Source organism: Bifidobacterium sp. ESL0732 (assembly GCF_029395535.1).
Taxonomy (GTDB): Bacteria; Actinomycetota; Actinomycetes; order Actinomycetales; family Bifidobacteriaceae; genus Bifidobacterium.
Genome location: NZ_CP113920.1, coordinates 1,167,887 through 1,182,467, shown reverse-complemented (window position 1 = coordinate 1,182,467; position 14,581 = coordinate 1,167,887). Strand labels below are relative to the sequence as shown.

Annotated in this window: 11 protein-coding genes and 5 tRNA genes; 5 read left to right on the top strand and 11 right to left on the bottom strand. The window is 51.9% G+C overall.

Annotated features, from left to right (window positions below; translation table 11 throughout):
- Window positions 1-98: 98 nt before the first annotated feature.
- The gene (locus OZX70_RS04550; protein ID WP_277182041.1) at window positions 99-824 is read right to left on the bottom strand and encodes a TetR/AcrR family transcriptional regulator; all 726 of its coding nucleotides are present in this window, start codon (window positions 822-824) and stop codon (window positions 99-101) included.
- A 196-nt stretch (window positions 825-1,020) separates the two neighbouring features.
- Here OZX70_RS04550 and OZX70_RS04545 point away from each other — a divergent pair, with 196 nt between their 5' ends.
- A complete protein-coding gene (locus OZX70_RS04545; RefSeq protein ID WP_277182040.1) occupies window positions 1,021-2,295 on the top strand; it encodes an MFS transporter in 1,275 nt (424 codons plus the stop codon).
- Window positions 2,296-2,419: 124 nt separating this feature from the next.
- Here OZX70_RS04545 and OZX70_RS04540 read toward each other — a convergent pair.
- Window positions 2,420-2,492: transfer RNA gene (locus OZX70_RS04540), tRNA-Gly, on the bottom strand.
- Between the two features lie 426 nt (window positions 2,493-2,918).
- Between OZX70_RS04540 and OZX70_RS04535 the strand changes: the two genes are divergently transcribed.
- A complete protein-coding gene (locus OZX70_RS04535; RefSeq protein WP_277182039.1) occupies window positions 2,919-4,232 on the top strand; it encodes an MFS transporter in 1,314 nt (437 codons plus the stop codon).
- Between the two features lie 123 nt (window positions 4,233-4,355).
- On the opposite strand, the gene OZX70_RS04530 is transcribed toward OZX70_RS04535, so the two are convergent.
- The 4 genes from OZX70_RS04530 to OZX70_RS04515 all read right to left on the bottom strand — a co-directional run bounded on the left by OZX70_RS04530 (window position 4,356) and on the right by OZX70_RS04515 (window position 10,111).
- On the bottom strand, window positions 4,356-5,162 hold the full coding sequence (locus OZX70_RS04530) for a class II glutamine amidotransferase (protein WP_277182038.1): 807 nt from the start codon (window positions 5,160-5,162) through the stop codon (window positions 4,356-4,358).
- Between the two features lie 79 nt (window positions 5,163-5,241).
- Window positions 5,242-6,207: a cation diffusion facilitator family transporter gene (locus tag OZX70_RS04525; protein WP_277182037.1), complete on the bottom strand. Its 966-nt coding sequence runs from the start codon at window positions 6,205-6,207 to the stop codon at window positions 5,242-5,244.
- A 535-nt stretch (window positions 6,208-6,742) separates the two neighbouring features.
- Entirely contained in the window at window positions 6,743-8,065 is a 1,323-nt protein-coding gene (locus OZX70_RS04520) for an MFS transporter (protein ID WP_277182036.1), read from the bottom strand.
- Between the two features lie 27 nt (window positions 8,066-8,092).
- The gene (locus tag OZX70_RS04515; protein ID WP_277182035.1) at window positions 8,093-10,111 is read right to left on the bottom strand and encodes a glycoside hydrolase family 3 N-terminal domain-containing protein; all 2,019 of its coding nucleotides are present in this window, start codon (window positions 10,109-10,111) and stop codon (window positions 8,093-8,095) included.
- Window positions 10,112-10,220: 109 nt separating this feature from the next.
- Here OZX70_RS04515 and OZX70_RS04510 point away from each other — a divergent pair, with 109 nt between their 5' ends.
- Complete coding sequence (locus OZX70_RS04510; RefSeq protein WP_277182034.1) at window positions 10,221-10,904, top strand: TetR/AcrR family transcriptional regulator; 684 nt, start codon at window positions 10,221-10,223, stop codon at window positions 10,902-10,904.
- Window positions 10,905-10,966: 62 nt separating this feature from the next.
- Here the strand turns inward: OZX70_RS04510 and OZX70_RS04505 are convergent.
- The 4 genes from OZX70_RS04505 to OZX70_RS04490 all read right to left on the bottom strand — a co-directional run bounded on the left by OZX70_RS04505 (window position 10,967) and on the right by OZX70_RS04490 (window position 11,415).
- A tRNA-Val gene (locus tag OZX70_RS04505) sits at window positions 10,967-11,039 on the bottom strand.
- A 90-nt stretch (window positions 11,040-11,129) separates the two neighbouring features.
- Window positions 11,130-11,202: transfer RNA gene (locus tag OZX70_RS04500), tRNA-Val, on the bottom strand.
- A gap of 39 nt (window positions 11,203-11,241) precedes the next feature.
- A tRNA-Cys gene (locus OZX70_RS04495) sits at window positions 11,242-11,312 on the bottom strand.
- A gap of 30 nt (window positions 11,313-11,342) precedes the next feature.
- Window positions 11,343-11,415, bottom strand: a tRNA-Gly gene (locus OZX70_RS04490).
- A 242-nt stretch (window positions 11,416-11,657) separates the two neighbouring features.
- Between OZX70_RS04490 and OZX70_RS04485 the strand changes: the two genes are divergently transcribed.
- Entirely contained in the window at window positions 11,658-12,536 is an 879-nt protein-coding gene (locus tag OZX70_RS04485) for a PAC2 family protein (protein ID WP_277182033.1), read from the top strand.
- 21 nt (window positions 12,537-12,557) lie between these two features.
- On the opposite strand, the gene uppP is transcribed toward OZX70_RS04485, so the two are convergent.
- On the bottom strand, window positions 12,558-13,472 hold the full coding sequence (gene uppP, locus OZX70_RS04480; protein ID WP_277182032.1) for an undecaprenyl-diphosphatase UppP: 915 nt from the start codon (window positions 13,470-13,472) through the stop codon (window positions 12,558-12,560).
- A 273-nt stretch (window positions 13,473-13,745) separates the two neighbouring features.
- Between uppP and OZX70_RS04475 the strand changes: the two genes are divergently transcribed.
- The gene (locus OZX70_RS04475) at window positions 13,746-14,537 is read left to right on the top strand and encodes a fructosamine kinase family protein (RefSeq protein WP_277182031.1); all 792 of its coding nucleotides are present in this window, start codon (window positions 13,746-13,748) and stop codon (window positions 14,535-14,537) included.
- The last annotated feature ends 44 nt before the right edge of the window (window positions 14,538-14,581 follow it).

Genomic DNA, 14,581 nt, shown 5'->3' with positions numbered 1-14,581 from the left:
TGAATATTAGTTAATAACTAGTAACATAAAACGGGCGGAACTTATTGTCAAACCCACGGCGGGTTTGTCGCAATACCTCGGCAGGATGCCTCTGCTGCTTAACGACAGCCTTCCCATTGAGGCAGTGGGAAGAGATAGTCGGCGTAGCGGTCCCATTCCTTGAGAAAGTCGATGCTCTTCTGATTGGCAAGCCAACGTCCTTCAAGCCCGTACATCGTAGCATTTGCCAGCATATACACGAATTCCCCGTCCACCCCATCGGGGACGGCCCACTCATGCTGACGGAACGTTTCGATCATCCGTTGCGGGCGCTGGGCAAAGTAGGCATACGCAGGATGCTCAGGTGACATCGCTTCGGTGTTGAGCGTCTCGAAGACCTTCACCAACTCTGGCTGCTCGGCATTTTGCTGGACCACACAGCGCAGCGCCTCGGGAATCTTCGGCAGCTCGCCAGCGCGAGGGCCTCCCGGGTTGAACTGATCCATATAGGTCTTCACCGCATCCGCACGATCATAATGGCGCTCGATCACAGCAATGAGTAAGCCACGCTTGTTCTTGACATGATGAATGATCGCGGTCTGGGAAATCCCAATTTCATTGGCCACGTCCTGAATCGACATACCGTAATAGCCTTTGCGCGCAATCACCTTGACGGCCGCATCAACGATCTGCTCGAAGCGTTGCTCGGAACTCATCCTCTTGCGACGATGCGACGTGTCCGGGGCTGCATGCTCATTGATGATGGCGGCAATCTCGGAGCGTTCGGCATCGACCCGTTTTTTCGCTCCGGTAGACGACTGCTGTTTTTTGGCCTTTTGCGGCATGCACAACCCCCTATTTGTTGTTAATAACAAAGTACTTATTTTAGCATGCGAGTTGTCGAGCGAATTCGACACGCCAAGCTTCACTGTATTGACACAAACAAGAATGAGATTATATTTAAGTTACTAGGTAGTAACAAATAACTATCGCTCCGAGACATGGACGTTCTCCGAGAAGATGAACACAAGGAAGGTGTTTATGGAAACCACAGTTATTTCGGCTGAGGAACTTGCCCCTGACACAGGCAAACCTGTCAGCAAATTAAATCTTGGGCGTTTTGGCGCCGGTTTCATATTCTTCTGCGTCGTATTCATGCTGTCCGGCACCATCGGTTCTTCGGTGTTGCTGCCCGCACGTTTCAACACACTGGGAATAGGTAAGGGAGAAACCGTCCTCGGTACGATGAACTCCATCGGCATTATTTTCGCCTTGATCTCCAACGTCATATTCGGCGCACTCTCCGACGCATCGCACAGCCGATTCGGCAAGCGTACGCCATGGATCATCGTAGGAGGACCAGTCGCCGCGGTCGGCTTCTACCTGACCTCCATCTCCACCACGATGGTGGGCATCGTCGCTTCCTGGTCGTTGCTGCAGGTCGGCCTCAACTGCATGCTTGCACCTTGTGTCGCGATTCTTTCAGATCGCGTTCCACAGAAATATCGTGGTACGATGAGCGCTTTCTACGGCGCCGGCCAAATTGTCGGTCAGTCGTTGGGAACCATCATCGGTTCGGCGTTCATCAACGCACCAAAGACCGGATTCCTCATCGGCACCGTATGCTGGATTTTCTGCGGCATCGGCACCGTCATCCTTATTCCGCGCGAACTTCCTTCGAAGAACGACAGCTCCGAAAAGTTCAGCTTCAAACAGGTCGTTATGCAGTTCCGCCCGCCGATTCAGGGAGCTCGGGATTTCTATCTCGCCCTTATCGGCCGTCTGATGCTGATTTTCGGCTACAACATGATCGTCGGCTTCCAGCTTTACGTCTGCATGCGTTATATCGGGCAAAGCGACAAGGCCGCTGCCGCAACGGTTTCCAGCATGGCTGTGATCACCATGGTTATCTCTCTGGCTGTATCTCTGCTTTCCGGCCCGATTTCAGACCGTCTTGGCAAGCGTAAGCTTCCCGTCTTCATTTCGTCGCTGATCATTGCCGTCGGCATTGCGGTGCCGTGGCTCTGGCCCACGAAGACGGCAATGCTAATCTATGCGGGTGTGATGGGACTAGGCTATGGAATCTACATGGCCGTCGATCAGGCTCTGAATGTCGACGTTCTGCCGAATCCTGACGAAGCCGGCAAGGATCTGGGCATCCTGAACCTCGCCAATACTCTCGGACAGGTCATCGCACCTATCGTCGTCTCCTCGGTAGTCTCGCTGACTAATGGGTACTTCTGGGTCTTCCCAGTGGCCATCGTCGCCGTTATGGCCGGTGCCATCGTCATCCTGTTCATCAAGAAAGTGAAGTAATCCTTCAAGTTTCCGATAATCAATGATTGTGCCGTGACCTGCCGATTGACAAGTCACGGCACTATTTTTATATACCAGATAATTCTTGGAAAAAAATGTGAATATACACAAAAAGAACTAAAAGAGCGGACAACGGGACTCGGACCCGCGCTCTCGACCTTGGCAAGGTCGCGCTTTACCAACTAAGCTATGTCCGCACAGACAACAGACAGAAAATATACAGGTACGCCGGTCATCTCGCAAGTCATCGGCGCGTTTCGCGAAAAGCATCCATCTCCTAGGCATCACGCACAACGCAGTTGCAACACGGCGCCGGATAGGTCTCAAGCATCCTTGCCTTGGTGACTGCGTTACTAGGCTAGGCCTGGACGGTAATCAAGATATTTTTCCCTGCGATATCCGTCCATAAGTCCGGACCTGTTTCTTCCAACATGTGAAGCCTTTCTGACCATCCCGGAATGTCCTGCCTAACATACGGAATCAAGTTCAGCGATGGAGAGGATTATGAAAAAGCAAAAGGGTTTGGTTGGACAACACGGGCAAAGAGGATACTGCCTTGACGCGCATGAAGCGGGTTCTCGATCAGCGTTCACCTCGAGTTTTTTCATTAGGGGGTGTGAACGATGAACGTAAAGTCTCCCACAATACCTTCCGATGAGTCGCTGCTGCACGATTTGAATCTGGCCAAACCCTCACCGTTGTTCTATAAGATCGTGGTTCTGGTGGCGGCCGGTATGTTCATCGACAGCATCGACGTCTACATGGGCAGTTCCATCGCAACGTGTCTGCTTTCCCAACACTTCACTGATTCCGGAACGAATGCCACCTTCCTCTCGGCCGGCTTTTTGGGACTGTTGATAGGCTCGCTGGTCTCTGGGGTCATCGGCGACGCGAAGGGGAGAAAGATCTCGTACAGCATCAATCTTCTGGTGTTCGGCCTGTTTACTTTTGCCTGCACGTTCGCCCCGAATATACTGGTGCTGATCATCTGCAGGTTCATTGCCAGCATGGGCCTCGGCGCCGAGCTCGTCACCGGCTTCACGTATATCAATGAATTTGCGCCGGTGCTCAAACGTGGTCACTGGTGCGCTATCGTTGACCTGATCGCCAATTTTGGCGTGCCGGTGGCAATGGCCCTTTCCGCAATGGTGATCTCACATTGGTCTTGGAGACCCTTGTTCGCCATCGACGGCGTTCTGGCGCTGTTAATCTGGTTCTTCAGGAGGGGTTTGCCGGAATCGCCACGCTGGCTGCTCGTGAAGGGGCGCAGGACCGAAGCCGCATGCATCATCAGTCGACTCACGGTCAATGGTTTTTACGACTCCTCTCCTCAACAAGAAAAGGCGCCCCAGCCTTTCACCATACGAGCTTTGTGGAAGAATTTCATCGTCGCCACGGTGGCAGTGACGGCGACCATGGTTTGCTCATACACCTTCACGACATGGATGCCTACCATTCTGTTCAAGCGCGGCTATGACCTGCATCACTCGTTATGGATCAGCGTACTGATTATGCTCGGCGCCCCCTTGGGATGTTTCATCGGTTCGTTCCTTATCGACAGGATCGGTCGGAAACGCCTGATCGTCGCGGCCTTCGGCATAGAAGCGGCTCTGGGCTGCCTGTATTCCATGCAACATGACATCGTTCTCGTTTCGTTGGTCGGATTCGCCTTGGTCGTCATCCTGTACGTGCTCATGGCTTCAGTGACTGCGGTCTATATTCCGGAACTGTTCCCGACACGTGTACGTTTCCGCTTTGTGGGGGTCGCCAATGCCATAGCCAAATTGTGCAACGCGCTCATGCCTTACCTCATCACACTGTTGCTGACCATTGGCAACGAGAAATGGGTCTATTACCTCATCGCCCTCATAGCCGTGCTCACCATGGCTATTGTGGCGTTCTTGGGACCGGAAACCGCCGAAAAGGAATTGCTGTGAGGCTTACATTCCACGAACGATAACACGGAGAATCCACCGACCCCGCCATGCCAGAAAAGTCGATAGCCACAAGACTCTGATGTGATTGTATCTATCGAACTGCGATGGCTTGCCGCAGATTTTTTACAACGAGCGAAGGGAATACCTTCCGGTCCGACGCGAGGCCACCAACATGGTGTTATTACCCATCTCAAGCCACCCATCGTCAGCATCCTGGCGGAATCCGGAGCTTGCGACCAATACCCCCAACCCATGGTTCTGCTCGTCTCTGATATCACGGAAGCGCATGGCCCGGTAGTCATCGCCCTGACCGGTCCAACCATAATCATTGTAAAAGTCTGTAATCACCGGCGAGGTCTTTCCCCCACGACCGGCCTCAACAGCGACCATCTCCTCGGCATCACGCACAATACAGTTGTAACTTGAGGCCGGATATGTCTCACGCATCTTTGCGACAGCATGCAGCACAGCATCGCTGAGCTTCATGCCTTGCCTGGTATATCCTATTATGACCGCAAAAAAGATCGCCGAATCGCTGTGGACGCTGACAGATTTGACGATGTCCCGGTCTACTTCAAAATCAGGATTATCAAGAACATTGACACCGTCCGATCCGACGATATTGCCATTGTGCATGAATTCAATGTCATCAAGCGCGAACGGCTGCTGATTCTCCATGATGCCAGCGATACCTGGGCTGCCCCAACGCAAATGCCACAACGCCGATTGTGTGGGTATGTCGGCTAAAGCGGTGAACATCGGATCAAGATAAGCAGCCACCGTGGTGTGATAAGTTCTGTCCTCCGATAGTTGGGATGTGCCGTCATCCGGGAAGCCTTTCAGCGACAGGCCCCACCCGTCCCTATGGATCTCACTGAGCCTACGAAAATCCGCAGTATCGGTCTCCCCCAGAACATCTTTCAAACTCAATTGAGCTGCATTGACGCAGTATCCAAGCAATCTGCACATGGGTGCCTACTATAATTGCATTGTTCGAAAACCTACTTGCTTAGGGCATAATGGATTGTTTGATTTCCTCAGGTTTTCGATATAAGTCAGGTTCTACATAGATTTCAAAACGATAAAAAGGCAGGGCCTTGCGCACTGCAGATTCGATTTTGTTAATCGTTTCGACGTCGTAGTCATGGTCAAGTTTGGTAGTCTGCACTTTCAGACACAGGAGAATGTCGTCCTCGGCCATATGCATGGCCTGCATGTTGATGAGACGGTCGACGCCAGGAGTTTCCTCAACAGCTTTACGTATGCGAGCAACCATTTCTGGCTCGACAGCCTCGCCAATCAGCAACGAACCCGATTTGAAGCCGAGCGCCACGGCTCCCACAATAAGAATGACGCCGACGCACATACCACCAACCGCATCCCAGATCTCATCGCCGGTGACCAAAGCCATGGCAATGCCTAAACCCGCGAAAACCAAGCCGACCAAGGCAAGCGTGTCCTCCATCATCACCGAAGCGAGTTCCGCGCTCTTGGTTTTGCGCCAGAACGCGAAAAGATTGAGATTGCTGACTTTGAGTGTTTCCATCCGTTCATGGGCTTCGCGTATCGATGTGTGCAACCCGAAGCCTTCAAGGCATGCCGATACGACGATGACCGCCAAAGACGCAAGCAGCTCGATTGATTCTACGCCTCGTGGCATGGAACCGTTAGTGAGCTTGACCAGTTTCTCGAAGCTTTGCGATGACGAGAACCATCCGCCAACGAAGAAGAGCAATGTTGCCACCAGAAACGAGGCGAGATATTTGGCGCGGTAGAGACCGAAAGGATGGTCCTTATCCGATTTCGCAGCAGCCTTGCCTCCAACCATAAGCACGAGCTCGTTGGCGCAATCGGCCACGGAATGGACAGCCTCGCTCATCATGGCCGAAGACCCGGTGAACGCCGCTGCAAGCCCTTTGGCGACCGCCACCCCAACATTCGCCAACAGCGCCGTTTTCACCGAATCACTTGCCATAGCATATCCCCCACCAATTAAAGCCTATGAATCAATACAACGAAGTTTTATCTTTAAAAAATAATAATCCATGACAAGATATTGATACATATGAAAAAGAAACCTACGAGATAGAAAGGAAAGTGGGTGATGCTGGAATCGAACCAGCGACCCCTTCCGTGTGAGGGAAGTGCACTAACCGCCACCGTTGCCCCAAGATTTGGAACAATGCTCCTCCCGTGATGTAGAGACAAAAGTCCAGCTCATTTTTACTGCTTTACAAACAGCTTCGAAATCAATTCACGCGGCGCTAAAAAATCATCGAGCCTCATAGGATTTAGTACACATAGCGTAAATCGAATCCCTATTCTCTGACTTGGCATTATTGTGTCTTATTGGTCAAATCGTCTTTGAAAAAGATCGGAACATTTACGCATAAAACGAGACAAGAGCCATGAGTCTTTACCTGACCAGTCATGGCTCTTGTCGAATCTGACCATTGCCGCGAAGCTCCATTATCTCACCGAGTATGTAGCGACTGCAGCAACACAATTATCTAGCGTATCCCCTTAATCATCAAAACCGAAAAAGCACCAAGTATACTTAGCACGATTCCTACCGGGAACAGTCCCACATAGCCAACAACAAGAACAATGCCGCCACCGATTGCGGGAGCAAGGGTCTGGGGCAAAGTGGCTGCAATATTCACAACGCCCAAATCCTTTGCATTGGTTCCTGTATCCGGCAACACTTGAGTCATCAGCACTTGGTCGACTCCGGAAAATGCCCCAAAGCCCAGACCGCAAATGAACGCCATGGCGATCATCGCCGTTTTGGTCGGAATCAACCAAGGAATAGTCAATCCCAATCCGACGATCAGAGCAGAAGCCAGAACGAAAGGCTTGCGACGCCCAATTTTGTCACTCAACGGGCCAGCAAGCCCGATTGAAGGCACCATCCCGACCAAACTCGCTACACCCAAAACGGGTACTGCAGACACTGCGGCATCCTGGCTCAGCCCAATGTAACCCTGTAACGTATAAAGGTTATAGCCGGTCACGGCAAAATACCCTGCGTACAGAAGCAGCCTTCCTATGAACGCCCATGCAAAATTGGGGTATCGCAGTGGATTAACCCAAAATGTGGCTAGGAAATCCTTGACTTTGAAATCCGGAAGCTTCGCCTGTTTGCTCGAAGCGTCAGGATTGAACACAATGAACAAGACGATGAAAAGCAAGACGAAGCTCGCCAAAGTCGCATAAGCAAGCGAGATATGTTTAGCGAACATCGCGCCCAAGATTTGACCGCCGATGGCCCCGAGCATAGTTGCCATGCCTGTTATTGCCGCAAAGGTGCCTCTCGCCATCACAGGTACACGATCAGGCATGATGGCCGTCAAAGGACCTTGGACGAAATTGAAACTTGCCTGCACGAAAACCCATCCAATGAAAATGACAATCAATGAGTGACCCATCGAAAGCCCCACCAAAGCGACACTGCCAATCAAGGCGCCAATGAGCATCCATGGTGCACGCCTGCCCAGCTTCGAATGCGTTCGGTCGGACACGGCTCCGGCAATTGGCTGCGCAATCATAGCGGCAAAAGCTCCGACTGTGGTGATGATCGCGAGATTGCGCACTTTATTCGCTTCATCAAAGGCTCCGACTTGAAGAGGCAAGAGAACGGAAGGAATCGCACCCCAAAGTATATAAACAGCTAAGTTTGCTGGCAACATCCAAATCATCAAACGAAGCAAACGGCCTTTGATGGGGACATGATCCTGGGTATTCGGATCAGGCATCCCTGGCGCGACAAGCATTGAAGATTCATTTGAATCCGTAACGTTGTCAGATTCCGGATTAGATATGACCGTATTCATGGAAAACTCGATTCTTCAAAAGGATATTTACATTGGGGGTAGTGCTGCGATGCGCTTACGCACACAGTCAGCAGTCTGCATTGAGATCTGACCGGACATCAAGTCAAGCACGGAATCGAGAGGGGCAGATTTAATCATCGCCAACATGGGATTACTTGACAAATCGGGTAGAAGCTCGTCCAGAATGGCGTGGGAATCAGGATCGTCAAGCAGAATCTCCAAAGGAGTCGATTCCAGACTGTACCGGTGTGTCGGCTTTTTAATTGCCGGAGCCGTCGTCGAAGATGGGTCAGGCCTAGAGGCTTTTACCCAGTCCGTCGGAAAACTCAGTCCAAAGCCCACGGGGAAAGTCGGGTTTTCAGTATCATTCGGCACGTCCGGTCGACTGGCGCGAACGGCTTGCATTGATGAGGGGATTTCCATAGGCAGGTGGGCACGCGGACAATCGGCACCAAAAACGATACGCGTATAGGCCTCGTCGCAAGCTCCGAAATTCACTGTCAACGCCGAGCAGATATCCACAAGCGGTGCCAAAATCGCCGGCCTATCAAGATATACATCCACAATCAAAGGAGTCACTGCGGCGATAGCACGCAAATGGGCAAGCTCATCAGCGTGAAACTCCAAAGATCCAGCATGGAAGAATGAATCAATCGATCCCACTCCTCCACGCTCCTCCCAAGGAGCCGAAGTCCGTACAAGGGCGACGTCGGCTTCTTCCGGGGTCGCCACGACGTTCGCCCATCCGGCAAGCGCCGAGATATCCATTCCTTCCACATATACTTTCGGCTGCCCGGACAAAGGCAACTTGACCGGTCCATCATTGACCAGAAGTACCTGCGCCGCGGTTTGTGCGTCAACCCCTTCCTTGCGAGCCTGTACCGAACCGACAATGCGCTGAGCAGCATCCACGTCCACAAATCTGGCATCGTCAAAAAGACCGAGCCTAAACTTCTCGGCAAGCAGTCGCCGAACAGAAATATCCAATCTCTTCTCCTGGACGCGTCCGCTACGCACCAATTTGACAAGTACTCCCGGACGGAACTCTCCACCAAACTGATCAATTCCGGCTTCCAAAGCCTTCACCATTCGGTCCTCGTAGCTGAGATTCTCAACTCCCCAGAATGTACGAGAAAGGATTCCCCAATCGCTGCAAACAATACCATCAAAGCCGAGTTTTTCTCTTAACAGACCAGTGACGATACCCTTGTTGAAGCCGAATCCGACTTCTTCGTAAGAAGTACCCACAGGCATACCGTAATATGGCATGACTTGACCAACCCCGGCAGCGAACATATCGCGGAAAGGCTGTAGATGCTCTTCAAAACGACCACCGGGATAAACCTGCTCACGCCCGTAATCGAAATGAGGATCTTCCCCGTCCAATTGGGCTCCACCACCAGGAAAATGCTTGACCATCGCGGCCACGGATTGATTTCCAAGTTTCTTGCCTTGTAATCCCTTGACATATGCCAGAGCCATTCGTCTTACCAATTCTGGCGTGGAACCGAACGTGCCGGATGCCCTTGCCCAACGGGGATCCGTTGAAAGGTCCACCTGTGGGTGCAAGGCGACGCGTATCCCCACAGCCAGATATTCCTGCCTGACAACTTCTGCATAATGTTGGGTGATATCAGGATCATCTATAGCTCCAAACCCAAGAAATTCAGGCCATTGGGAGAACGAACCAGTCATCACAGCCGTCATTGGATTGTTGCTGAACGAATGACGAGGATCTGACGAAACCGTAAAAGGTATGCCAAGCCCTCGCTCGAGAACCGTCTGCTGCAGTTTGTTATACCATTCGGCAATTTCACGAGCCGATCGAGACTCAAGGATGTTCCCATGCGTGATGCCACGATCAATGAGTTGACTATTGGACGGCGAGTTCATCATTCCCGGTGCATCAAAATCATCATTAAGAGAGACAACAGTTTGAAACATGAGTCCGGCTTTGTCCTCCAATGTCATGCGAGCCAGCAAATCCTCTACTCGTTGGGGTATGGGAAGGCTGGCATTCTGATACGGGAATTGGTTCTTTTGCACGATTTCTCCTTTGATTTTTAGAAATACTTCGTTATATGCCTAAATACAACGATTCCAAATATATACACTAGTGTAGATTTTGTCAATGCAGAATGCTTGAATCAGACTTATGAAGGACACGAACAGCACCTACGACGACGCTATTACCGCACCTGCCGACCTCGTCAAACATGGTTACGCAAAAGGATCGGCTCGCAGGGAACAGATACTGAATACCGCTTCTCGCTTTTTTGCCGAGAAAGGCTATCACAGAGCGACCATCCTCGATATCGCCGCAGCCTGCGATATTTCAAGAGCAGGTTTATTGTATTATTTCCCTACCAAAGAAAAATTGCTGGAAGCCGTTCTGCAAGCTCGGGACAAGGAGGAACGGGCAAGATTCGTTCCATTTGTCAACAATTCTGGCGCCATGGGAGTATTGCAAGGAATGGTCAAACTCGCCGAGCACAATCGACTGATTCCAGGTCTTATAGAATTGTTTGTTCATCTTTCGAGCGAAGCCTCAAATCCGGCACACCCTGCCCATGACTATTTCGTCGCCCGCTACGCGAGAATCCGAAAAGACACCGCGCGTACAATCCGCACTGCCAAAAAAAATAAATATATCCGCTCTAACGTCGATGCAAATGACGCTTCCCTGCGCTTGACAGCACTCATGGACGGATTGCAAACCCAGTGGTTGTTGGATAACGAAATCAATATGGCGACCCCTATACAAAACATGCTTGAAGAATGGATGACTCCACAGGGACGGCAAATTTTCGAAGAAGCATTAGACAAACAAACCTATTAACTTTTGCACAGAGTATAAAGCAAGCAAAAATAAAATAAACAGCATCGTTCGAATCTTTGAAGTGGGTGATGCTGGAATCGAACCAGCGACCCCTTCCGTGTGAGGGAAGTGCGCTAACCGCTGCGCTAATCACCCAATATTCAATTAGTAGCAGAGCTTAACTCGATGAACAAAGCCATCGAACCGCACCCTATATATTAAAACCGGAGTTTCCTCCGGCTTTCGTGGGCGATACAAGATTCGAACTTGTGACCCCTTCCGTGTCAGGGAAGTGCGCTAGCCTCTGCGCCAACCGCCCAGGTTGTTTGGATTCGGAAGTCGAAGACTCCCTCTTCCGAGGTGGGTACGAGAGTCGAACTCGTCTATACGGCTTTGCAGGCCGCTGCCTAACCGATTGGCTAACCCACCGTAAGGTCGTGTACAACTCCTCGGACCTAGAGCGGACAACGGGACTCGGACCCGCGCTCTCGACCTTGGCAAGGTCGCGCTTTACCAACTAAGCTATGTCCGCAAAGCTTTCAATGAATTTATTCGTTGCAAATTCCTTCACCGAAGCACGAGAGATAACTATATATGCTCTCGCCCGATTTGACAAATAGCTGCGTGTCGCCGCGAAATATCAATATTTCTCTCATTATTAGTCATTAGCACATATTTTTATAAAATGCCGGCTTCTACTCCCGTAGATGAAACTCATTCACCGATGGCATAAGCCCTCAAATTTCAAGGTTTCTAACAACTAGATTAGGATTCATGACTACAGATGCGAAAACAACGAAGCCCATCATGGTTTGCGCCTTCGAAGGCTGGAACGATGCCAGCCAAGCGGCCACAAACGTGATCCGCCACCTTGTGGCCAGTTACGAGTCACGGGAAATCAGGCATATTCGCACCGACAGCTATTACGACCTGCAATCCGCACGCCCGATGATCTGTCATGTCAGCGGACAGGCACGCATCATCTGGCCGCAAACCACCTTCTATGAGATTACGGTTGCGCCCGGTATACACGTCTACGCTCAAATCGCTCCCGAACCCAATTATCGCTGGATCGATTATTGCCGCAACTGCCTGCGTATAGCCGACGAACTTGATGTCAGCGAAATCGTGACCTTGGGGTCGATGTTCGCCGATTGCCCGCATACCCGTCCATTGCCTGTCGAGGAATCTGCTCTGCGGCGCGGGGGCTCAAGCATCCGCGGAGGGGCCGTAAAGGACTCTGGGAAAAACGACAAAGACCGCAATCCTTACGACGGACCGGTCGGCATTCCCACAGTGCTCGATATGCTAGCCGATCAGGAAGGCTTCTCCACCAATTCGATGTGGGTCTCTGTGCCTCAATATCTGGCCGGGGACGAATGCCCTCAAGGTACTTTGCAGATGTTGCAGCGGCTTTCGCAGATGCTGGGTGTTGAGCTCAACGTCGGAACGCTGCCGAAACAATCCGTGACATGGAAGGCGCAGGCTGATGTGCTCGCCAATTGCAATGACGATCTAAAGCTTTATATCCATCATTTGGAGGCCAAATACGACCTTGATCAGCAACTTGACAAGTTGGGCAATTCAACAATCTCCCGAGGCGACGAAATAGCCCAGGAAGCCGAGGAATTCCTTTCGCATATCGAAGACTGAACATCAATATCAAGCAAAATATCAAATCATGGCTGTGACCGGCTGAATGAGGGAAGCTACGGCTTCGGCCGCCGCAGGTGAAGCCTGAAGCACGCCGGCAATCAGAAGGATTGCCACAACTACTGCAAGTACGATGCGGTAGACGGCGAAGGCCTTATAAGAGAACGTCGAAACGAATTTCAGGAACGCAATAATAACGAAATAGCCAACAAGGAAGGCGACCACCATTGCGGCCAAGGTCGCGCCCCAGCCCGGAAAATTCGGCTCGCTTTTGTAATCCCCCACTGCTTTGACGGCTTCGAGGATCCCTGATCCAAAGACGGCCGGAATGGCCATGATAAAGCTCACGCGAACCGCATCCTCACGTGTATAACCCATCGCTCGGCCGAAAGTGATGGTACCTCCGGAACGCGAAACACCAGGAATCAGCGCCAACATCTGGCCGACGCCGAAGAGCAGGGCATCTTTCCAATTCATTTCCCTGACAGTCTTGCGTTCGGGGAATTTCGCGTCGACGACCCATAGAAGAATGCCGAAAAGCAAAAGAACCGTGACCGTGATCCACAAGTTGCGCAGTGTCGTCTCAATGGTTTTCTGGAAGAGGATGCCAGCGATGAGGATGGGCATGGTGCCGATGATGATGTACCAGCCGAAGGTGGCATCGCGGTCGCCTTTGCCGAGACGAGACTTCCAATCCTTGCCATGGTGACCAAAAAGGCAACCGAACCAGTGCGAAAGGATGTTGATGATATCGTGACGGAAATAGAGGATGACCGCTAATTCGGTACCAAGCTGGATGATGGCGGTGAACGCCGCTCCCGGATCGGAATGCAGCATCAGTTCGCCGACGATGCGAATATGCGCGCTTGAGGACACCGGAAGATATTCGGTGAGCGCCTGAACCAGCCCTAAAACAATGGCTTGGAAGAAATTCATAATCCCTCTTTATGCGTATCCCCGCAAGAAAACTGTCTTACTCTCGTTCGCTTCGGAACAAATAAGCTGCGGGGGTTCGTGTCTAACCTGTTTAGACTACCCAATATCTCGGAACTCCGTGTGTCATAAGCTCTGATTGTCGCACATCGCTCACACAATTGAAGCGGTAGGCCGATGCCCGCCGAACAGCAAAGTTTACAATATGCATCACAACTGCTTGCAGGATTGCATGATTGCATGATTGCTGTCGAAAGCAAAACGAAGGGTAACATCATGGCAAAATATCGTAAAAGCAGGGCGTTCGCGCCAAAGGGATTCTTCGAATGCGAAGGCAAAGGGCTCAAATGGTTGGGCGAGGCACAATCGCAGGGCGGCCCGCGTGTGGTCGACGTCTATGACTGGGGCGACGGCTGGCTTGATATCGAACGGGTGAACTCCTGCTCCCCTACGCCCAAAGCCGCACACGATTTCGGCGCCGCCTTGGCACATATGCACGACGCTGGAGCCGACTATTTCGGTTCCGCGCCGGCCGGTTACGACGGGACGTGCTATTTCGGGCCGTTGCAGGACCCAGTGCCGATGGATACCGGCAAGTGGACGAATCCTATGGATTACCTCGGCGAAGGACGTCTGCTCCCGATGGTCAAACTCGGTATCAAGCGTGGCGAACTGAACGACAACGATCTCGAGATGACGCAGGAAGTCATCGACGCCTTGCCGGATCTGCTCGGCCCGGCCGCCGAGGACAAGCCGGCCCGCGTGCACGGCGACCTGTGGAGCGGCAATGTGATGTGGACCGACGATTCGGGCCAGACCGAGGCGGTCCTCATCGACCCGGCCGCGCACGGCGGACACCGTGAGGAAGATCTCGCCATGCTCAATCTGTTCGGCATGCCATTCCTCGACGAAATCATCGACGGCTATGAATCTGCGCATCCGCTCAAGAAAGGCTTCCCCGACAGAATCACCATCTGGCAGCTTTATCCAATTGCCGGTCACTGCGTGTTCTTCGGCGGCGGCTACGTCAGCGAATATCGCGCCATGTGCCGTTCACTGCTGTCCTGAAAGCAGCACCCCAAAGCCCCTCAACCAAAAGTACCTTCGTCCAA